At 44.6% G+C, this 20,481-nt stretch carries 16 protein-coding genes; all 16 read right to left on the reverse strand.

Features of this window, described 5'->3' with window-relative positions; translation table 11 throughout:
* Window positions 1–20 precede the first annotated feature (20 nt).
* The 16 genes from ACYX4M_RS12790 to ACYX4M_RS12865 all read right to left on the reverse strand — a co-directional run bounded on the left by ACYX4M_RS12790 (window position 21) and on the right by ACYX4M_RS12865 (window position 20,480).
* Window positions 21–725 (reverse strand): YIP1 family protein, encoded by a 705-nt coding sequence (locus ACYX4M_RS12790; RefSeq protein ID WP_334057744.1) that lies wholly within the window; start codon window positions 723–725, stop codon window positions 21–23.
* A gap of 268 nt (window positions 726–993) precedes the next feature.
* Entirely contained in the window at window positions 994–2,718 is a 1,725-nt protein-coding gene (locus ACYX4M_RS12795; protein WP_476080386.1) for an SLC13 family permease, read from the reverse strand.
* A gap of 16 nt (window positions 2,719–2,734) precedes the next feature.
* Entirely contained in the window at window positions 2,735–4,150 is a 1,416-nt protein-coding gene (cysN, locus tag ACYX4M_RS12800; protein WP_476080387.1) for a sulfate adenylyltransferase subunit CysN, read from the reverse strand.
* Between the two features lies 1 nt (window position 4,151).
* Window positions 4,152–4,943, reverse strand: a complete 792-nt coding sequence (gene cysQ, locus ACYX4M_RS12805) for a 3'(2'),5'-bisphosphate nucleotidase CysQ (protein ID WP_476080388.1) — start codon at window positions 4,941–4,943, stop codon at window positions 4,152–4,154.
* Window positions 4,943–5,539, reverse strand: a complete 597-nt coding sequence (cysC, locus tag ACYX4M_RS12810; RefSeq protein WP_474807967.1) for an adenylyl-sulfate kinase — start codon at window positions 5,537–5,539, stop codon at window positions 4,943–4,945. Before cysC ends, cysQ begins: the two co-directional genes overlap by 1 nt.
* Complete coding sequence (cysD, locus tag ACYX4M_RS12815) at window positions 5,539–6,453, reverse strand: sulfate adenylyltransferase subunit CysD (RefSeq protein ID WP_179982784.1); 915 nt, start codon at window positions 6,451–6,453, stop codon at window positions 5,539–5,541. Before cysD ends, cysC begins: the two co-directional genes overlap by 1 nt.
* Before the next feature lie 252 nt (window positions 6,454–6,705).
* Window positions 6,706–8,211 (reverse strand): sodium/proline symporter PutP, encoded by a 1,506-nt coding sequence (putP, locus tag ACYX4M_RS12820; RefSeq protein WP_476080389.1) that lies wholly within the window; start codon window positions 8,209–8,211, stop codon window positions 6,706–6,708.
* 117 nt (window positions 8,212–8,328) lie between these two features.
* Window positions 8,329–10,263 (reverse strand): GGDEF domain-containing protein, encoded by a 1,935-nt coding sequence (locus ACYX4M_RS12825; protein WP_476080390.1) that lies wholly within the window; start codon window positions 10,261–10,263, stop codon window positions 8,329–8,331.
* A gap of 221 nt (window positions 10,264–10,484) precedes the next feature.
* A complete protein-coding gene (locus ACYX4M_RS12830; protein WP_476080391.1) occupies window positions 10,485–11,189 on the reverse strand; it encodes a DUF3379 family protein in 705 nt (234 codons plus the stop codon).
* Complete coding sequence (locus ACYX4M_RS12835) at window positions 11,182–11,739, reverse strand: sigma-70 family RNA polymerase sigma factor (protein ID WP_179982788.1); 558 nt, start codon at window positions 11,737–11,739, stop codon at window positions 11,182–11,184. The genes ACYX4M_RS12830 and ACYX4M_RS12835 overlap by 8 nt, the downstream gene beginning before the upstream one ends.
* Before the next feature lie 116 nt (window positions 11,740–11,855).
* Complete coding sequence (locus tag ACYX4M_RS12840; protein ID WP_476080392.1) at window positions 11,856–13,709, reverse strand: DUF885 domain-containing protein; 1,854 nt, start codon at window positions 13,707–13,709, stop codon at window positions 11,856–11,858.
* A 205-nt stretch (window positions 13,710–13,914) separates the two neighbouring features.
* Complete coding sequence (locus tag ACYX4M_RS12845) at window positions 13,915–15,735, reverse strand: BatD family protein (RefSeq protein WP_476080393.1); 1,821 nt, start codon at window positions 15,733–15,735, stop codon at window positions 13,915–13,917.
* Window positions 15,736–17,787: a vWA domain-containing protein gene (locus ACYX4M_RS12850; protein ID WP_476080394.1), complete on the reverse strand. Its 2,052-nt coding sequence runs from the start codon at window positions 17,785–17,787 to the stop codon at window positions 15,736–15,738.
* On the reverse strand, window positions 17,787–18,863 hold the full coding sequence (locus ACYX4M_RS12855) for a vWA domain-containing protein (RefSeq protein WP_476080395.1): 1,077 nt from the start codon (window positions 18,861–18,863) through the stop codon (window positions 17,787–17,789). The genes ACYX4M_RS12850 and ACYX4M_RS12855 overlap by 1 nt, the downstream gene beginning before the upstream one ends.
* Window positions 18,856–19,506, reverse strand: a complete 651-nt coding sequence (locus tag ACYX4M_RS12860; RefSeq protein WP_476080396.1) for a DUF4381 domain-containing protein — start codon at window positions 19,504–19,506, stop codon at window positions 18,856–18,858. The genes ACYX4M_RS12855 and ACYX4M_RS12860 overlap by 8 nt, the downstream gene beginning before the upstream one ends.
* A complete protein-coding gene (locus tag ACYX4M_RS12865) occupies window positions 19,506–20,480 on the reverse strand; it encodes a DUF58 domain-containing protein (RefSeq protein ID WP_476080397.1) in 975 nt (324 codons plus the stop codon). The genes ACYX4M_RS12860 and ACYX4M_RS12865 overlap by 1 nt, the downstream gene beginning before the upstream one ends.
* Between the last annotated feature and the right edge of the window lies 1 nt (window position 20,481).

Raw genomic sequence — 20,481 nt, forward strand, 5'->3', positions numbered from 1 at the left:
GGGCTCCTGAAAATGTTATTTTAGAATAGCGCTAAAGCAATCAACCAAATGCCGTAAATAACCACATAAGGTGCGCTTGCAATGAGTGCAGCCTTCTTAAGAGGAAAAGACGTCCACTGGGAGATGCCTACTGTGGCTAAATAAATTCCCCAAAAAAGCTCTAATCTTAAAGCTTGTCCGAAAGCATACCAAGGCGAGTCCATAGGAATACTTGCAATAAAGCCTAAGGATGCTGGCGATAAGATTGATGGTGCCACCTGGTGGTCGCCTGCAAATAACAGCAGCGCCACACCCACTAAACCAGTCAGAACGTAAGGCATTGAAAGCCACCATGCAAAACCATACCAATCTGTGAAACCAAAAACATGGCTATCGTCTGAGCGGGTCATCAAGTTTACGTACACGGCATAAACAGCGTTAACAATGATAGGAACAAAAAAAGCGCCGATAATAGAAGACCAAAGTAGCGCATCTCTTGTGAAAAAAGACTTCATCTGCTCTTCTTCAGCCGGGCTCATATCGCCTTGTGAAGCGATGTTCATTTCTGCAAACCACTCAATGTCGACAAAGTTCACATAAAGATATTGTGATACCAGCGTAATAGCCATAACCAAGATAAATGGCATCCAGCTCCAGTTGTTGTGCTCGCCAACCGCTTTGAAGACGCCATTCGGTTTAAAAAAGATATCATTACACGCTTGGAAAGGATTCGTCACAGTGTGCATCCCTTGCTCCTCTTTCTTCGTTTTTATTTGCTGCTTAGATTTTGTGTAAAACAATGATGGTAAATTATTGTTCGTTTACACGTGGATGAGTATAAAGAGTAATGGCGGGCACACATTATGTACAGCACAAGATTCTGATAAAGAGAGATTTTTTGTAAGGGGAAATGAATAAAGTTAGTTAATTGTAGCGCGCAGATTCGGTTAAAGAGCAGTAAAAAGGGAAGCTAGGCTTCCCTCTTATTTTCTATGGTAGTGAACCATAAACAATCTATAGATAAGTTATACTCAGCAGCGATAGCACTATTGTGCTGTACATCACAGATATAGGTAGGCCTATCTTTATAAAGTGCGCAAATTTGTAGTTGGCAGCGTTATAGACTAAAAGGTTAGTCTGGTAACCAAATGGCGATATAAAGCTCGCGCTTGCCGCAAAGGCAACGGCTAAAGCAAATGGCATTAGCGGTGCGCCGATAATTTGCACTAGCCCATAAGCAAACGGGAACATTAATGCCGCAGCCGCATTGTTAGTTACAAATTCGGTTAAGAGTAGGGTGAATAAGTAGATAACCACGAGCGCTACAAACCAATCAGTGCCCGCCAAAAGAGGCATTAGTGCTTCGGTTGTAGTGGTAATGACCCCAGAGTTCTCTAGTGCAGTGGCTAAACTCAATGCACCGACTATTACAACAATCAAGTTTAGCGGGAGATTTCGCTTCATTTCGCCGTTTGACGTAACCCTAACGCCGATAAGTACTGCGGCTAAGAACAATAGACCGATAGCCAATGAGATGACATTAGTCGCGGCCAATAACACTGTTGTAAGGAAGCCGCCAAGGGTAATCCATTCTTGCTTGTTGGTTAGTGGGCGGGCGATTTTTTGCTCTGACAAAATAAAAAAGTTTTTATTTAAATTTTGACGAGTCGCAAAGTCTGGGCCCGTAGCTAAAAGCAAGAAGTCACCCGCCTGAAGCTTTATTTCGCCTAACTTCCCTGATAGTTGCTCTCCATCGCGGCGAATGGCTACAACGGCCGCATCAAACAAAGCTCTAAAACCGAGATTTTTAATGGTTTGCCCAATTATTTGAGCGCGGTTTGCCACCACAACTTCAGTTAAGCTTTCACGCAATACCCCATCGGTTTCTGCGAACATGCTTAAGCCTTTTATATGGCTTAAGTTATCCAGTTTTTGGACATTACCAGAGAAGATAAGCTTGTCGTTTTCCAGAATAACTAAGTCAGGGCCAACAGGCGAGATTAGGTTGCCATTGCGCACTACTTCTACCAAAAAAAGCTCAGGCAGGTTACGTAAGTGGTTTTGCTCCACGGTTTTGCCGATTAGCTCTGAACCTGATTCAACTTCTGCCTCAACCATGTACTCGTGGTAATTACTATTTTTGTTGCCGATATTAGGCAGCAAAGGTAATAACATGAACATGAGAAGGCCACAGCTTAGCCCAGCAATGGAGCCATACAAAGTGAAGTCGAAGAAATTGAAGCCTGGGTGCCCGTGCTCTTGTAGAAAGCTATCTACGATTAGATTGGTTGAGGTACCGATTAAAGTCACTGTACCACCGAGTATTGCAGCATACGAAAGTGGGATCAGTAATCGGGATGCTGGGTGATACTGGTTTTGCTTAATAGGGCCAATAAGACTTGCCACAATTGCTGTATTGTTGAGTAGCGCTGACGACACGAAAGTAAGTGAAAACAGTCGCCAGTAAGACTGCGTAAAGTTAGCACTAACAAGTTTTCTACCAATGCGTTTTATTAACGCGGTTTTATCAATAGCACTGCTTACTAAAAGCAACAAAACAAGGGTGATTAGGCCCTTGTTCGTTAAATTTAGCAAGATGTCATCAAGAGATAACTGCTGGGTAACCAGTAAAGCTAACACTGCGCCAGAAAACACAGTGGAAGGGCGCTGACTGGTAAAAATCAGCGCGCATATCGTACTGACAAAAATTGCCAGTACGATGAACTGGGTCACATCCATATTGCTCCAGTCCTGCTTATAGTTTACTGATATCCACAGAGTTCCAATGCGGGAAGTGCTTGCGAACTAATGCATTGAATTCAAGTTCAAACTCAGAGAAGTTAGGCGAAGTATGTTGTGCATCACCGGCAATTTCATCGATGATCATACCTGCACCTACCGTACCATTGGTTAGACGGTCGATAACAATGAATGAACCTGTAGGACGATTGCGCTTGTACGGGTCACAGGCGACGGGCTGTGTGAACTTAACGTCTACCACACCAATTTCGTTAAGATTTAGATGCATGGCATCTGTTTCTTCCAGCGTGTTCACATCAATTTGGTTATCGATATGAGCAACAACCCCTGGCGTTGACTTAGTCGCGAATTTGAACAAGTATTGCTTGTTTGGCATTAGCGGCTCTTCAGACATCCACACTAAATGTGTTTTGAACTGGGTGTTTAGCAGTGGCAAGTTGTCTGATTTCACAATCATATCGCCACGAGAGATATCAATTTCATCTTCAAGCGTTAGCGTAACCGCTTGAGGTACATAAGCGCGTTCTTGATCACCTTCAAATGTAACCACTTGCTTAACTTTTGATTTTTTGCCTGAAGGAAGCGCCGTCACTTCATCGCCTGGTGCAACCTGGCCTGATACTACCGTACCAGCAAAGCCACGGAAGTCTAAGTTAGGGCGGTTAACATACTGAACAGGGAAGCGGAAATCTTCTTGATTGTCATCTTCACCAATTTCAATACTTTCTAGCATTTCCATTAGTGGCGTGCCGTCAAACCAAGGTGTTTTTTCACTGACACCTACAACGTTATCGCCTTCAAGTGCTGAAATAGGAACAAACTGAATGTCTGGGATATCAAGCTGTTCAGCAAACTTCAGGTAATCTTCCTGAATCTGCTTGTACACTTCTTCTGAATAGTCCATTAAGTCCATTTTGTTGATAGCAACAATAACGTGCTTAATGCCTAGTAGAGACACTAGGAAAGAGTGACGCTTGGTTTGCACTTTAACGCCACCACGTGCATCAACAAGGATAATAGCAAGGTCGCACGTTGACGCGCCCGTTACCATGTTGCGTGTGTACTGCTCATGCCCTGGGGTATCAGCGATAATAAATTTACGCTTGTCGGTAGAGAAGTAGCGGTATGCTACGTCAATTGTAATACCTTGTTCACGTTCAGACTGAAGGCCGTCTACAAGAAGGGCAAGGTCAACTTTCTCTCCCGTAGTACCTACTTTTTTGCTGTCTTTTGTGATGGCAGCAAGCTGGTCTTCATAAATCATTTTTGAATCGTGAAGTAAGCGACCAATAAGAGTACTCTTACCGTCGTCTACGCTACCGCAGGTAAGGAAACGTAGCATGTCTTTCTTTTCGTGTTGCTCAAGGTAAGACAGAACGTCCTGTCTTAATAATTCGTTTTCGTTGTTCATGTTATGCGCTCACAAGGAAAAAGGGGTTTAACACAGACTCTTTTTGGTTATAGGTAAGAGCGTCGGCGTTGTCATCTAACGGATTTTCTGGGTCTAGGACAGTTACATTTGCCCCAGCAGCCAGTGCAACTGCATGTGCAGCGCCTGTATCCCACTCAGATGTTGGGCCCAAACGAGGGTAAAGATGTGCTTCGCCCTCTGCCACTAAGCAAAGTTTTAGTGAACTGCCCATCGCCACAAGCTCGGTTTCACCTTCAAGCTGTGCCAATAAATTTTGAATTTCAGGGCTTTGGTGAGAACGACTGCCCACCACTTTCCACACTTGTGCACCATCGTGCTTGCGCGCGGAAATGGCAGTGAATTCACCATCTACTTCGGTCCACGCACCTTCACCTACAATACCGACATAGCTTTTGTTTAGCGCAGGCGCGTAAACCACACCCATTGTCGGTTTGCCATTTTCGATAAGTGCAATGTTTACCGTAAATTCGCCGTTTTTCTTAATAAACTCTTTAGTGCCGTCTAGCGGGTCTACCAGCCAGTATGACGACCATGTTTTGCGTTCGTTCCACGAAATATCAGCTGACTCTTCAGACAAAATAGGCAGATCAGATTCCGCTTCAAGGGCCTTTACAATAACATTATGGGCGGCAAGGTCAGCTTCGGTTAGGGGGCTGGTGTCTTGCTTTTCATAAATGGCGAAATCTTTTTCATAAATCGCCATAATTTTATCGCCAGCTTCTTTGGCAATAGTTAGCACTTTTTGTGCAAGGGTATTTAAAGGCTGTGTCATTACACCAATCCCTTTTCTTGTAGCAAAGCATATAAACGCTCAGCGGTTTGCTCTGCCGGTTCATCCTGATAGGTTAGGTGCACTTCTGGTGATTCAGGTGCTTCATAGGCTGAATCTATGCCCGTGAAGTCCTTGATCTCACCGCTGCGCGCTTTCTTGTATAGCCCTTTCGGGTCGCGCTTTTCACACACCTCAAGTGGCGTATCAACAAACACTTCTACAAATTCACCGTCATCCATTAGGCTACGGCAGTAATCGCGATCTGCCTTAAACGGAGAGATAAAAGCGGTAAGCACAAGAGTACCTGCGTCAACGAACAGCTTCGCAACTTCACTGATGCGGCGAATATTTTCAACGCGATCTTTGTCGCTAAAGCCTAAGTCGCCGCATAAGCCGTGACGTACGTTGTCGCCATCAAGCAGATAGGTGTGCTTGTTCTGCTCGTGGAGCTTTTTCTCAAGCAGGTTTGCTAATGTCGATTTACCAGAGCCGCTTAAACCCGTAAGCCAAAATACACGAGGCGTTTGACCAAGCTTTTCAGAGCGGGTGGTCTTGTTTACTTCATGTTTATGCCAAACAACGTTGTCTGTGGCCATTAGAAGTACCCTTCCATTTTCTTCTTCTCCATAGAGCCCGCGCTATCGTGATCAATAACGCGACCTTGACGCTCTGAAGTCTTGGTCAGCAGCATTTCCTGAATAACTTCAGGTAGGGTTGCTGCTTCTGACTCTACCGCACCGGTCAATGGATAACAGCCAAGAGTACGGAAACGCACAGAGCGCATTTCTGGAACTTCACCTTCTTCAAGCGGCATACGGTCGTCATCAACCATAATAAGCACGCCATCACGCTCTACCACAGGACGAGGCTTAGAAAGGTACAGCTGTGGAATATCAATGTTTTCTAGGTAGATGTATTGCCAGATATCTAGCTCAGTCCAGTTAGACATTGGGAAAACGCGGATGCTTTCGCCTTTGTTAACTTGTGAGTTGTAGATATTCCAAAGTTCTGGGCGCTGGTTCTTAGGGTCCCAGCGGTGGTTGCTGTCGCGGAAAGAATAAACGCGCTCTTTAGCACGAGACTTTTCTTCGTCGCGTCGTGCACCACCAAACGCTGCGTCAAACTTATATTTGTTTAACGCTTGCTTAAGCGCTTGAGTCTTCATGATATCAGTGTGTTTCGATGAGCCGTGGCTAAATGGACCAACGCCAGCTTCAACACCTTCTTCATTAATGTGAACAAGCAAATCAAAACCGTGTTTCTCTGCTTGCTCGTCGCGGAATTTGATCATTTCGCCAAACTTCCACGTGGTGTCTACGTGTAGAAGTGGAAAAGGAATTTTGCCTGGCGCGAACGCTTTACGGGCAAGGTGAAGCAGCACTGAAGAGTCTTTTCCTACAGAGTAAAGCATTACTGGGTTTTCAAACTCAGCAGCTACCTCACGAAAAATTTGAATACTCTCGGCTTCGAGTTGTTTCAAATGCGTTACAGACGGGATACTAGCAGTCATTTTGAAGTCCGAATTTATGTTATATATAAAAAAGTTATATGCGGGTTATTTTTCTGCATAGAACGATAACATATTTAAATTTAAAAGTAGTATGCGATTTTGCTATTTAAAATAGCTATCTTATTCCAGTAAATAAAACTGTCATACAATTGAAGCATAAGGCCCTATTTTGGAGGGGTAGAAAAAGATAAGGCCCTGCTTAGAAAACTAAACAGGGCCTTACTTTTAGTCTTATTTACGCGTTATTTCTAGTTACTTTTCATTCAGCTTGGTTTGGAAAGCATCGAACGTATCGACCACACCTTCTCTTGGTGTACCTGATTTACTCAAAATCATTATGGTTAAGCTCGATAAAATGAACCCAGGTACAATTTCGTACATCCAAGCTCCAAGCTTTTGACCACCAATTTCTAACGGAAGATAAATCCACAGTAGTACAGTCACAGCACCAACGATCATACCTCCTAATGCCGCGCGGCGAGTCATCTCACGTTTAAATAAGCTAAACAGCACCAGCGGACCAAATGCTGCACCAAAGCCAGCCCACGCATTACTTACTAAAGTCAATATCGTGCTGTCTCTGTCATAAGCCAGGTAAATAGCCACTAGCGCAACAGCAACAACGCTTACGCGCCCCGCTATTACCAACTCACTATCTGACGCATCTCTGCGAAGGAAGGCTTGGTAAAAGTCGCTGGTAAGTGAACTAGACGTTACTAGTAGCTGAGACGAAATGGTACTCATGATAGCCGCTAGGATCGCAGCTAGTAAGAAGCCTCCAATAAGCGGATGGAATAAAATTTGAGAAAGGTAGATAAATACTGTTTCTGGGTCAATGTCATTGCCGTTACCGGTAATATAAGCCAACCCAAATAAACCCGTCATTAGCGCGCCGATGATAGAAACAATCATCCAACTCATACCGATGTTTCTAGCGGTAGGAATATCTTTTACCGAACGGATAGCCATGAAACGAACGATAATATGTGGCTGACCAAAGTAGCCTAGACCCCATGACATTAGTGAAACAATACCGATTACGCTAAGTGCTTCGTTAGTTGAGGCATCCATAAATGCATCAAATAGCGCAGGGTTAATGGTATCTAGCGCGTCAATTGAAGCCCCAATGCCGCCAAGCTCACTGATGACCACAGCAGGTACCATAATGAGTGATACGAACATTATGCAGCCTTGCACGAAATCGGTCATGCTCACTGCCATAAATCCACCTACGAGGGTGTAGGCAACGACAACACCAGCAGTAACATATAACCCCGTTTCGTAGGTCAATCCAAATGATGTTTCAAAGAGCTTTCCACCGGCGACAACACCAGAAGACGTATAAAGTGTAAAGAAAACAACAATAACAACTGAGGCAATAACTCTTAGTAGACGAGAATTATCGGCGAAGCGGTTTTCAAAATAGTCGGGGAGGGTAATGGAGTTGTTCGCCACTTCGGTGTAAACGCGAAGGCGCGGAGCGACCAACATATAATTTGCGAGTGCACCTAAAACTAACCCAACGGCAATCCAGCCTGCAGATAAGCCCGATACGTACATGGCACCAGGTAAACCCATGAGCATCCAGCCACTCATATCTGATGCGCCTGCTGAAAGTGCGGTTACAGCGGGGCCTAATTGGCGGCCGCCAAGCATATAGCCTTCTACGTTGGTGTCTGTTTGCCGATAAGCGAAAAGGCCTATTCCCAACATTACAACGAAATACAAACCCAACGAGATTATCGTGCCAGTAGCCATATAAATTCCCTATGTTTTTTATCTCATGCTAACACCTATGACGCAGAGTCTCTACGTCAGTCAGTGACCTTGCTTGTTTTCTATACGACTAAAGGTGAATTAAGTTTGGCAAAATTTTTAATACGCGAAAGATTCTACTCGCGCACGGCCTGACCTTTTTGCTTTATAAAGGAGCTCATCACAGGCTTTGATAATGGTATCCAAGTTAGTCTCTCCGTTAACATTTAACAGACCGGAAGAAAAGCTAACTGAAAACTTCTTATTGGTATGCGTCCAGTTTTTTTGGTGAGAAAGCGCCACATTTAACTCATCGAGTATACGCTTGGCCGATTGTTCATCCGAGTCAGAGAAGTAGATCAAAAATTCTTCACCACCGTATCGGCAAAGCTTATCTGATTTTCTAATTCTATTTTTGATGATTCGAGTGAGTGTAGTTAACACTTCGTCGCCTACGGTGTGACCATATCTATCGTTAATCTTTTTAAAGTTATCAACATCAAGCAGGGCGATGCACGAGGTATTGTTGCCTTTGAGCGACTTCTTAAGGCTATTCAACATTGCGCGACGGGTGAGGGCGCCAGTAAGAGAGTCCCGCTCTGCGAGTAAATCACTTTGCCGTTTTGAAATCCAAAGCCACAAAGCGAGTATAAGAAGAATAGTGACAATAAGCGCAAAAATGGTGGTTTTCATTGCCTCTTTATCGGTGGATAGCCCTTCTTTCTCGTCGCGCAGAGCATTAATTTCTTTTTGCCGATAATGGGCTAGTTCGATGTCCTTAGCGATACTGTTTGAAAAATTAGACGAAGAAAACTGAAATTGCTCTGTGTTCTTCTCGAAGAGAAGTTGGTTGTATGCTTTTGAATGCTCATAGGCTTTTTCGTAATTGCCTGCAGTATCGTAAATTCTTATAAGTTCGAGTTCTTTTCGTAGCAGATATTCTTTCTTAAACTCGGCTGCCGTTAGCTTCTTTAGAACCACATCCTCGAATTTATTAACTGACAGAGAGAGCTGTCTTTCATTATTTTTAACAATGGCTTTATAAGACTGATAAAGATAAACAAGCTCTTCTGGATTAATTTTAGTTTTATCTATATCTAATGTATCTATCTTGTTTATGACGGACAATATTTCGCTATCATGGGTTCGCCGAAAACCCATCATGAGTACTCGTAGTCGTTGATAGAGGGTTAGAAACATTTCAAGTTCGGAATTTCTAGTTTTTACGAACTCAAGGGCCCTATCTGAGATAAGAAGCGCATCTCCATATTTACTTTGAAGAAGAAGAGAGTCAACCGAAGTAAAGTACGCCCATGTAACGAATGCATCATTCAACTTGCTTTGCTCGATTATCTTCATTGAATGAGTGAAGGCTCGACTTGGTACCGATAACTCAGTAAAAGCGATGCGAAGCCATTCATGGGCAGTAGCGCTATCTAATGCATTTTCTAAAGTAAGCCTAGAAGAGCGTGTGGGCAAATGGGGGAGTGCGTACTCTAGTTCATTGATTGCCTGAATGGGGTTCGCTAGGGTGAGTTCCATAGACAGCCATATGCTGGCTATGGCAGTTGCTGATTTGCTACCCGTTTCCAGAACTTCACGTTTTAAGCGCCTGAGCGCAGGCAATGTGACATTGATCCGCAGCGAGGAACTGTCAAAGTCGTTAACTGCTCTGGCATAGATATAATATGCCCTTGCGGCAGCGTACAAATCTGTATTGAGCGATTTTAGCTCGCTCCAGTGGCTCTCTAATAACGGTGACTTAACGTATATGGGAACTCGAGGACCTTCCGTTTCGTTAGCTGTCCCCGTAGCTAATAAATGTCTAAAGATGATGCCTTCACTACTATCATCAGTTTGAATATGTAAGTCTTCAATTCTAGCTTTTATCTGGTCGTTATCGATATCAGATTCAGTGTTCCAGTTATAAATAGTTACTGCTGCTAACCGACTATAAGCATCTAACTTTTTAAGCCTTAACTTCTCAGAATTGTTGTCTAACTGTGCGTGAGGCGAGTGACTGAAAAAAATGATGAAAAGTAGACAAAACTTCACCCTTGTAAAACGACACCAAGCGGCCATTGAATTTGCTACCTCTATACTGCGGATAAGCTGAAATGTTTGCTGAAAATTAAAACGGTTGTTTTAATCCTAAAGTATAGGTTTTATTGAACGTATTTTCACCTTAAATTTAGGTAAAAAAAATCGGCCACAGTGGGCCGACGAAGGGAAGTGCATAAATTCAGCACTTTTTTTGGAACGGGGTACAGGCTTTTTTAAGCCGAAAATTGAATCCTTTCAGAGACGGCTTTTTTCATTTCACTCAGGTCGGCATCCTTGTCGCCAACAATCATGACGTTGGCGTGTCTCATTTTTATGCTTTCGCCGTGGTACTGGTCGTCGGAAAATTCACTAGGTACAGTGACATCACCGCGCTCAGGAACAACAAATACCGACATTTTTCCTTGTGGCGTATCAACGATAAGGTGCAGGCTTCTCACTGTACTTAAGTGACAATAGTTCACCACTTCAACGCCATCGAGCATCTCATTGAAGCTTCCGCCAAAGCTTGCTAGCTTTGCATTGACCATATTCAAATCAGCTGGAAGTAGCGAATGCGCAGTTTCCATTTCGGCATACTGCATATGTGCTAACGCTTGACCACCAATACTAAGCGGTTGGTGGTACCACATGGTAAGTCCGATACCTATAGTGAAAGCAACAGATGCGGCCATCGCCAAATACCAACGACTTCTGCGTTTGTAGCGATTGAACTCGTCAGTCGACTGTTGCCAAATGAGCTTGCTAGCAAGGTCTTCTGGCACATCGACTTTTAAAGCTTGCTTTAATTGCTTATCTAACTGCTTTTGTTCATTCCAGAAATTGCGTTTGCTTTCATCCGCTTTCGCTGCTTCTACAACATCACTGTCAGTCGTTTCTGGATCGGCGTAGATTCGACGCCTAAATTCTAACTCATCCATTTATACGACCTCTCTGTTCATTTTGTTTCTCTAATGCCTCTTTCAGCTGGTTTCTCGCTCTGAATAAACGCGTCATTACTGTGTTTTTATTAAGCCCTAATTGGTTGGCAATCTCTTCACCACTAAACCCGAAAATCAATTGAAGGATTAAGGGTTCGCGGTATTCCACACTCAACCCACCTAGCAGCCGCTGAAGCTCCCTGTCTTTAAGGTCACCGTCGGCATGCTGGGTATCATCTTGAATATGGCAATCGTCAATATCCACCGTGTCGAATTGCTTGCGCTCAAACCTGCGAGCATTCTCACGGCGAAGAATGGTAATCAACCATGACTTTGCCGCCTTTTCGTCGTTTAAGGCGTCTAACGATCGCCAAGCACGCAAAAACGTTTCCTGTACAACATCTTCGGCAATGCTCTGGTCTTTTATAAGCCAGAATGCATAGCGGTAAATGTCGGCGTGGAATGCCTTTACCAGTGCTTCATATCTTTGGTGTTTTGCTTTCATATCCGATAAGACCTGACCACTATCAGATTTATTTCGCCCAAACATAAAAAAATCCAAAAACTTAAAGAATTTTCACTATGGCACAAAAAACGCGCCATTTCGTTAGCCGAAAGGCGCGTTTTTATCTCAATTAGAGTGATCAGAGCACCTGTTTAGGAATGCTAAGCTCCTTTTTGAGTGGCAATCCAGGCGTTGATATTTTCTTCTAATATAGAAAGTGGTACCGGACCGTATTTTAGCACCTCATCATGAAAACCTTTCCAATCAAACTTATCACCAAGTTCAGTTTGAGCATGCGCTCTAAGCTCCATGATTTTTAGTTTGCCAATCATATAGGCAGTGGCTTGTCCTGGCATGGCAATATAGCGTTCAATGGCTTTTTGCGCGTCATATTCAGGGTTTGGCGTATTTTCAATGAGATAATCTACGGCCTCTTCACGGGTCCACTTCTTCGCGTGAATACCCGTATCAACTACAAGCCTGCAAGCTCGCCATAGTTCCATGGCTAGGCGACCGAAATCAGAATACGGGTCTTCATAAAAGCCCATGTCTTTTGCGAGTTCCTCGGTATAAAGGCCCCAGCCTTCTGTGTAAGCGGTAAAACTCAAGAATTTTTGGAATTGTGGAACACCTTCAAGCTCTTGCGCAATTGCACGCTGCATGTGGTGACCAGGAATGCCTTCGTGATAGGCCAGCGCCTCTAGCTGATACGTCGGCATCGCTTTCATATCATAGAGGTTTGCATAGTAAATACCTGGGCGGCTGCCGTCTTGCGCTGGACTTTGATAAAATGCTTTGCCCGCAGACTGTTCGCGGAATGCTTCGACGCGTTTAACAATCATTGGCGCTTCTGGAAGAATACCAAAGTACTCAGGAATAGCTGCTCGCATGTCGTCTATGGCGGTTTTGGCCATATCAAGATATTGCTGTCTGCCTTCATCTGTTGAAGGTAAATAGAATTGTTCGTCTTCACGCATGAAAACAAAAAACTCTTGCAGCGTACCCTCAAATTTCACCTGTTTCATAATGTCGCGCATGGCATTGTGTATACGCTCTACATTGTCTAGGCCAATTTGATGGACTTCTTCAGCAGTAAGGTCCGTAGTAGTAAACCAGTTAAGGCGATTTTGATACCACTTATCGCCGTTAGGTAAGCGCCATACACCATCGCCTTCAGGGGTTACTTCACGCTGATGGGCTAGTTCTTCAATAAACTTTTCGTACGATGGCATGACCGACGTTACCAAAGCGGCTTTTGCTTCACCTAGCAGCGTGGTTTTTTCAGCTTCTGTAATATCAAGGTTGTTTACTTTGTTTTGAAAATCATCCCAAATAGTTGAATGTGTCTCGCTAGAATCGAACGGTGCGCCGGTAATCACGTTCTTTGACGCATCAATCATTTGATCATAAGCCCATGCAGGCGGGAATACGCCAGCTTTTTCACGAACTTTCATCTGTTCGATAACTTGGTCAAAGTAGGTGCGTACATTGTCTAAACGACCAATATATGCCTGAGCATCTTCTTTGCTTTTTACACTGTGAATATTGATAAGAAAGCTGGGCACTTGGGTATGCGCAGCGCGGAACTGATGCACAATGTAGCGGTGGTGTCTAAATTCGTCGTTAGCCAAGTCACGTTCAATGCCGAGCTTGTACAGGCGCAAGCTTAACTTTTCTTGCTCGCTTAACTTGCTGGTGTCGAAACTATTAAGCTTCTCTAAACGGTTTTTGGCGATAGCAACACGGGCATCGGCCTCCTCATCACTGATGTCGTCCCACTTGTCATAATCCCACTTTTTACCGAGGTAACTCTGGAATAGGGGAGAGCGCTTAAGGTCTTCTTCAAAAGTACGTTCAAAGAAAGCAGTTAAACGCTCGGACTCAGATTGTCCAGCAGGCTTTTCTGTTTGAATTGGCTCTGGCGCTGTTTGCGCGGTTTCATTTGCTGGAGAGCAAGCCGTAAGCGTGGTAATGGCCAACGCAATTGGCGTTAGCTTTAATAGTGTTTTCTTCATTGTATTCCCCGTCGCGTTTAATTGATTATTTTTATAAGCTAAAGCTTTTAAGGTTAATAAGCCTTAAAGAGGACAATAAGGCTCAAAGGCTCGTCTGTTTCTCGAACGCAAACATTTTTGTTACGAAGCCCTTGCCACTGTGATTTAGCTAGTTGCAAGGGCTTTCATTACGCAAATTCTAGTGTATTGGCAAATGAAATGCGTTTTATGAAGCAGGATATAAGGCAGATAGCGTATTATTGTTCCCTTCACTTTTTTGCTTCCATTCGCTGCGGGCAAGCTTAGCTTCATGTGAAAGATTATCTAAAGCTTTCATGACCTGTTTAGATTGGGTGTTAGCGTCAGCTTTATTGGCTGAAAAGCGCAGTGCATAGAGCTCATTAACACTAGCGTTGATTCCTTCAAACTGCGAAAGTTGCGCTTTACCCGAAGTTAACGCGTTTATCCACTGTTTAAGAGCAGGCGTAAGTAAACGTGTGTCCTTTGCCTTTATTACTGACATAAGGTTTTGAAACTGTACTTTTTCATCCCACTGAGCATAAGAGGGGGGGCGCTGGGCAGAACCGGTTCTGTGAGTGATCCCAGGTCCCATAGACTGAGCCTTTTTAAGCTTTCTGTAGGTAACTAACCATCCTGTAAGCGCTATGACGAACAGTACAAGTAGTGCTCCAGTTACCATCCAATTAAGCTGGGTATTTTCGTCAGTATTGACTTTACTTGAAGCGCTGTTTAATGGTTTATTCTCATTGCTAGCAATAGCGTTAGCCTGCGTTGCAGTTGACGGTACATCGTTTTGAATATCTTCATTGCTTGCACTACTCATTGATGGAGTGTCTAAGCTATTCGGAGTATTGGCATTATTTGCGCCAGACGCTGGCGCTACCGTAATTGAACGAGCGGGAATAGTGGCATACTCAGTTTGCTGAGTAAGCGTATTAAACCAAGGAATAGTAATTTCAGGTAAGACAAAATTACCTGGCTGCGTTGGAATGATCGCCAGCGACGTTTGGCGCTGTGAAATTAAGCTCTGGTCTTTTTCGACTGTCGTAGTATTAGATTGATCAGGGTACAGCTTAAAGTTTGGCGGATAAAACTCAGGAATATCAGGAAGCTGCTCTTCTACTACGCCCAATGCGGTTAGCGTAACAATACGGGTGACTGGTTCACCTGCTACAAAACTATCACCTTGTGGCCATTCTTCATCCACTCGCACCATTTCAGAAGGTAACCAAGGGTAATCTATCCCCTGAGGAATGGGCTTAATGTTCACCGTAATGTCGGGCCCAACCCGATTAATTTGCTGGGTGCGGTTGAAGAAGCCAAAACGTTGGTTAGTATTGGCAGCCATAACTTCGCCAGTGAAAATAGGGCCTCTTAGCGTGAACTCGCCGGACGCTTGAGGCACAACAGCAAATTGACGTTCAATAATCTGATACCGTCTTCCGTTTACTATATCTGTATACTGTTTATCTTCTCCTAGCTGGGTGATTTCCGCATTTTGCATTTCTGGTGCTTGTAGGCTGCCGCGCTCAATATTGCTAGAAAGAAACAGCTTAACCGTGTAAAGCAGCTGTTGATTTAAATAGGCCTCTTTCAAGTCGATATCCGTGGTAACAAAATAGTCTCGGGCGACATTACTTTGTTCTTGAACCGGAATAACTTTGACCTGAATAGGTTGGGTAGACTTTCCCTCAATGGTTAATGAAGGAATGGTGAACGTGCCTTCCTTACGAGGAAATAGCGTAGTGGTCCAAACGGTGGTGCGCTTGGTGTCGAAATTGACAATTGAGGTTTGGCTACTTACTGATGTTCTTCCGACCACAAAGTCTTTAAGCAGGGGAGAGCTGTCGAATGCATCTCTGTCCGCGCTGCCGTCTGCGGTAACCGTTAAGCGAATGGCTTCATCCAACATGACAGGGTTTCTATCAATGGTGGCTTCCAGCGAATTTACATCGGCATAAGCCGCCGTACTTAAGAGTAGGGTTAATAAAAAAACTATACGTGTAGATTGTAATAAGGCTCTCATCTACCAATCACTCCGGTTTGAAGGCATACGTTGACGCTGACGTTTTTGTGCTTCTAATTGCATTTTTCGTTTTAGTAGGAATGCAGGGTCGTCTGGCACGCGGCGCATTAAACTCTCCATTCGCTGCAGCTCTTCTTTTTCTGCGTCGGTAAGCTCAGTCTCTTGACCTTGCATTGCCTGTGCTTCCTGCTCTGCTTGTTGTTCGTCTTTTTGTGCTTGCGCGCTGTCTTGCTGTGCACTATCACCTTGGTCAGACTGCTCTTGTTCTGCATTTTGCTGCTGAGAGTCTGATGACTCGTTCTGACTGTTCATCTCGGAATCATCAGGCTGTTGTGAGTTATCTCCGCCACTTTGCTGTTCATCATTAGCTTGGCTTTGATCAGACTGTTGACCCTCATTATTGTCTTGCTGACCATTCTGCTCGTTTGAACCTTCCTGATTGTTCTGGTCCCCTGGTTGCTGTTTGCTATTAGAGCTATCAGAGCTATCTTGGCCATTATCCTGCGAGTCACTCTGTTCGCCGTCATCGCCATTTTCGTTCTGGTTTTGCTCCTGATTCTGCTGTTGCTGCTGCTTCAGCAAATCCTCGACAATCTTTTTGTTGGTTCTTGCATCTTCGAAATCTGGGACTTCGCTTAACGCCTGATCATATTTCTTAATAGCGTCTTCAAGCTTACCGAGTTTTGCCAGTGCATTGCCTTGATTGTAAAGGCTCTCGGGGCCAGGAATGCTTTTGAAGGCATTTAATGCACCTTCGTAGTCACCTGATTTATAAAGTGATGATGCTTTCCAGGTGTCGTCATTAAACTGATTAACGGCGTCTTTGTACTTGCCTCTCTGGTAGCTGTTTAATGCTTCTTGGTTGTCATTCATAAATGGCGTTTGCCACCATGAGAGTGAATCAGGTTTATTTGCCGTTGCCGTTGTTCTTTGCGGTGCGTCTATGTCTTGTGACATTCCAACATTTTCTGAAGATTGTGCGCTTTGCAAAGCATGGGCGTTTTTAATCATAGAGGGGCTAAGTAAACCTACCAACACGATGAAAACTAATCCGCGTTTGAATGCAAAGGCGGCAAACGGTAGAAGTATAAGCAGCAAGTAAGGGCCAACTTCTTTCCATTGGTCTCCTTGCAAATTACTCTCTTCTTCGTTCTCTTCGCTGTCGCTTTTATCTAGTAGAGATACCGAGGCGAGGGCATCAATATCGGTGTCGTTTGATGTAAAGGATTCAAAGCGTCCGCCGCTCGTTTTAACCACGCCTTTCACTGCGCCTTCGTTTAACTTGGGTATAACGATGCTGCCGGTGAAGTCTTTTAATAGCTCGCCGCTTTGCTGGCGGATAGGCGCGCCTTCAGATGTCCCAACGGTAAGTGCATTTACTGTAAAAGGAATAGAGGCCACATATTTTTGAAGTTCTTGTTGTTGCTCCAATTCTATACCGTCAGTAATCCAGTAAATCATGCCTGAGTTATATCCGGCATTCGTGAGAAGCTCTGACGCACTCTCTATACCTAGGAGAGGGTCGCTGCCCGGCACGGGCATAATTTCCGGTGACAGGCTTGGGATTAGGGTTGTGATATTTCCTGCGTCTTCGGTTAAAGGGCTAATGACAAACGCATCGCCAGCGTAAGCAACCAAGCCCATTTCACCTTCACCAATAGCGTTGACTAGGTCTATCGCTTTATATTTAGCGCGAGTAAGCCTGTCTGGTGTCATATCGGTAGCGCGCATTGAAAGCGACATATCTATGACTATAACGTGTCCCATTTTCAACTGGTAAACCGGCTGCGGCAGGCGCTCCCATGTTGGGCCAGCGAGTGCTATCACACTCACAATCCACACAAAAGCAAGCATCCACATTGGAGGTTTTGCGCCCATTTCGTTTTTTCCAATCACCATGTATTGATATAGGTGAGAAGGAATCACAGATTGCCAGCCAGATTGTTTAGCCGTGGTTTTTCTAATTAAAAACACAAGCAGCATCAGGGGAGCGAGCGCGATAAACCATTCGGGGCGTAAAAAATGAAATTGGTTTAAGAAGTCGAATTCCATTACTTCGTCTCCCTATTTGTTTGTGCTGCTTGTATTGAATCAGCTGAATTCGGGTGTGGCTGGGACGAGTTAATTCGTCTTTGTGCGAACCAACGAAATGTTGATAAAAGAACCGTCAAGAATGCCCATAGTGCTGACAGTAAAATCGCCGCCCCAAGGGGATAGTAAAACAGTGCGCTCAATGGACGCATCTTACGCGTTTCACCTTCAATAGGCTCAAGCGCGTCAAGTTGTTGATAAATAGCCTGAAGTTCCTGGGCATTTCGAGCCCTAAAATATTGGCCGCCAGTGCTAGTCGCAATGTCGGTTAACATGCCTTCATCAAGTTCTTGCGACGGGTTTATTTGTCGGCTGCCGAAAAAGCTCTGGATCAGCATTTTATCTGCGCCCACGCCTATAGTGTAAACCTTCACACCCTTACTAATTGCCAACTCTTTCGCCTGCTCGGGTGTAATATTTCCTGCAGTATTTTGCCCATCAGTAAGAAGAATTAACACGTTATTAGACTCTTCCCGTTCGTCAAAGCGTTTCACCGCTAAACCTATCGCATCGCCAATGGCCGTCTGTTCGCCAACCAACCCAATGACAGCTTCACTGAGAAGTGTAGAAACAGTATCTCTGTCATAGGTAAGCGGCGCTTGAACGTACGCGGTATCGGCAAACAAGATAAGGCCAATTCTGTCGCCAACGCGACGCTGAATAAAGTCATAAACCACCGACTTAGTCATGGTTAAACGGTTAACTTGTCGGCCATTTAGCTGCATGTCATCTATCTTCATACTGCCCGATAAGTCTACCGCTAACATCATTTCTCGACCTTCGTTCGGTATGCTAACAGGCTCTCCTAACCATTGAGGGCGTGCGGCAGCCATTACTAGCAGCAGCCATATCAAGCTACTTACCACTAGCGGAATTTTGGTTTGTTTCAACTGGGTTTGCTCTGACACATCACCAGGTCGCAAATTAGGAACCCGCAGTGCAGCCATAGGCATGTCTTGTGCTTTTTTAGAAAGCAGGCGAACGATAATAGGTAAGGGGAGTACGAAAAAGACCCACCACCAAGCAAAATTAAGCATGATGTGGCTCCTTGGCTTGTTTATCATGAGGACAGCCATCGTTTAGACCGCCATCATTCACACCGCCGTAAGCCCCCTTGTGTTTAGGCAGTTTGGCTTTTGAAAGCCAGCTTTTTACTGCCCCTTTGCAGGTTTCAAAATCACTAGGGTTGGGGGTGGCTTGATAAACATTGCTTACTAACAAACCTAAATCACTTTCAAGTTTGCTATCACTACTTTTCAAGGCAGAGGTTAAGAACGCTTGCCACTGTTTACCGTATAACCCAGCTACTTGCTGAGTTGGGTAATAGTTCATAGCCGTGCGTTTTAGAATTGAGTTTAACGCCACGGGCCAATTGCTTTGTTGTGCTGAAATCGATTCAAGTAAGGCTAAAGCTTGCTTACGTGCCTTATTGTGACGTATGTGAGCAGTGATCGCTTTATATAGGCAAAATAGAGCAACTAAACATACTGCGATTGCGACCCACCAACCCCAATCTAATGGCCAAATGTTGACCTCTGTAGGTACGTGTATATCGCGCAGTTGAGCAAGTGGGTCTTGCTGCTGAGGGGGCACTGGCATTTGATTTGCCGGTGGCATCGATTGAGCAAAACGAGATAGAAAGCTTGATAAAAAATGGGTTGAAAGAATACTGCTCTGCATTAATTAAGCTCCAACCTTTGTTCTTGCTGCATACTTTGAAGCTGTTCGTCTAGGGGAAGACCCGCTGAAACACTGAATCGAGCGATATTATTTTTGCGCAAGGTGCTATAAATCGCGCTGTTGTGTTCACTGCGCCACTTTTGATATTGCTGTTGCTCGGTATTGTCGCCTAACACCCAGCGTTGTTGGTTTCGGCCATCAGAAACGCTGACGGTTTGTAATGAACTGGTTTGTGGCAAGGCGTGTTCTATTGGATCGTTAATTACGATAGCCCTTACTTCACAGTGTCGTGTTAAGTGACTCAAGTGTTGAATAGCTTGGATACTTAAATGCTGAAAGTCTGACACGAGGTAAACCAGGCTCCCCGGCCTTGCTAGTCGTCTTGCCCTAGCACACGCATCGGCAAAAGCTTGTTCGTCTTTGTCTTTGTCCGGCTCAGATTGCGCGCTCTGTTCGTGCAATGCCATAAGTTCATGACACACGTGCAACACGGCCTTTTTGCGAGTTAGTGGTTTAATTTCTTTGTGCTGTTGCTGATTAAATACCAGTGCGCCGACCTTATCGCCACGAGCGGCAGCAGACCAGCTTATTAATGAAGATACATGCGCTGCCTGCACCGCTTTAGTAAGCAGCTGCGTGCCAAATGCCATTGAAGGTAGGTAGTCACAGAATAGAAAAACCGGGCGTTCACGCTCTTCCCGATACACTTTAGTGTGAGTTTTACCCGTGCGCGCAGTGACGCGCCAATCAATAGCGCGAATATCATCACCGGGCTGATAATGACGGGCCTCATCAAACTCCATGCCTCGGCCTTTGTGCTTGGTGAGATAACTTCCAGCAAGTTTAGCTTGTGGCATACGTTTAGGCGCTAAGCTAAAAAGCTTAGCCAACTGTTGATAGCGAAGTAGCTCCGCGGTAGACAGTGACACCCCGTTACTTTGCAGCTTATTTAGCTGCGCTTGTACATTCACCATA

This window comes from Alteromonas sp. ABV4_150 (genome assembly GCF_056311745.1).

What these genes read in the sequence shown, in the direction of transcription:
- ACYX4M_RS12795 (WP_476080386.1), bottom strand. Translation starts at nt 2,718, where the DNA reads ATGGATGTGACCCAGTTCATCGTACTGGCAATTTTTGTCAGTACGATA.
- ACYX4M_RS12835 (WP_179982788.1), bottom strand. Translation starts at nt 11,739, where the DNA reads ATGTTTGGGCGAAATAAATCTGATAGTGGTCAGGTCTTATCGGATATG.
- ACYX4M_RS12845 (WP_476080393.1), bottom strand. Translation starts at nt 15,735, where the DNA reads ATGAGAGCCTTATTACAATCTACACGTATAGTTTTTTTATTAACCCTA.
- ACYX4M_RS12865 (WP_476080397.1), bottom strand. Translation starts at nt 20,480, where the DNA reads ATGGTGAATGTACAAGCGCAGCTAAATAAGCTGCAAAGTAACGGGGTG.
- putP (WP_476080389.1), bottom strand. Translation starts at nt 8,211, where the DNA reads ATGGCTACTGGCACGATAATCTCGTTGGGTTTGTATTTCGTTGTAATG.
- ACYX4M_RS12830 (WP_476080391.1), bottom strand. Translation starts at nt 11,189, where the DNA reads ATGGATGAGTTAGAATTTAGGCGTCGAATCTACGCCGATCCAGAAACG.
- ACYX4M_RS12790 (WP_334057744.1), bottom strand. Translation starts at nt 725, where the DNA reads ATGCACACTGTGACGAATCCTTTCCAAGCGTGTAATGATATCTTTTTT.
- ACYX4M_RS12850 (WP_476080394.1), bottom strand. Translation starts at nt 17,787, where the DNA reads ATGGAATTCGACTTCTTAAACCAATTTCATTTTTTACGCCCCGAATGG.
- ACYX4M_RS12855 (WP_476080395.1), bottom strand. Translation starts at nt 18,863, where the DNA reads ATGCTTAATTTTGCTTGGTGGTGGGTCTTTTTCGTACTCCCCTTACCT.
- ACYX4M_RS12840 (WP_476080392.1), bottom strand. Translation starts at nt 13,709, where the DNA reads ATGAAGAAAACACTATTAAAGCTAACGCCAATTGCGTTGGCCATTACC.
- cysD (WP_179982784.1), bottom strand. Translation starts at nt 6,453, where the DNA reads ATGACTGCTAGTATCCCGTCTGTAACGCATTTGAAACAACTCGAAGCC.
- cysN (WP_476080387.1), bottom strand. Translation starts at nt 4,150, where the DNA reads ATGAACAACGAAAACGAATTATTAAGACAGGACGTTCTGTCTTACCTT.
- cysQ (WP_476080388.1), bottom strand. Translation starts at nt 4,943, where the DNA reads ATGACACAGCCTTTAAATACCCTTGCACAAAAAGTGCTAACTATTGCC.
- ACYX4M_RS12860 (WP_476080396.1), bottom strand. Translation starts at nt 19,506, where the DNA reads ATGCAGAGCAGTATTCTTTCAACCCATTTTTTATCAAGCTTTCTATCT.
- cysC (WP_474807967.1), bottom strand. Translation starts at nt 5,539, where the DNA reads ATGGCCACAGACAACGTTGTTTGGCATAAACATGAAGTAAACAAGACC.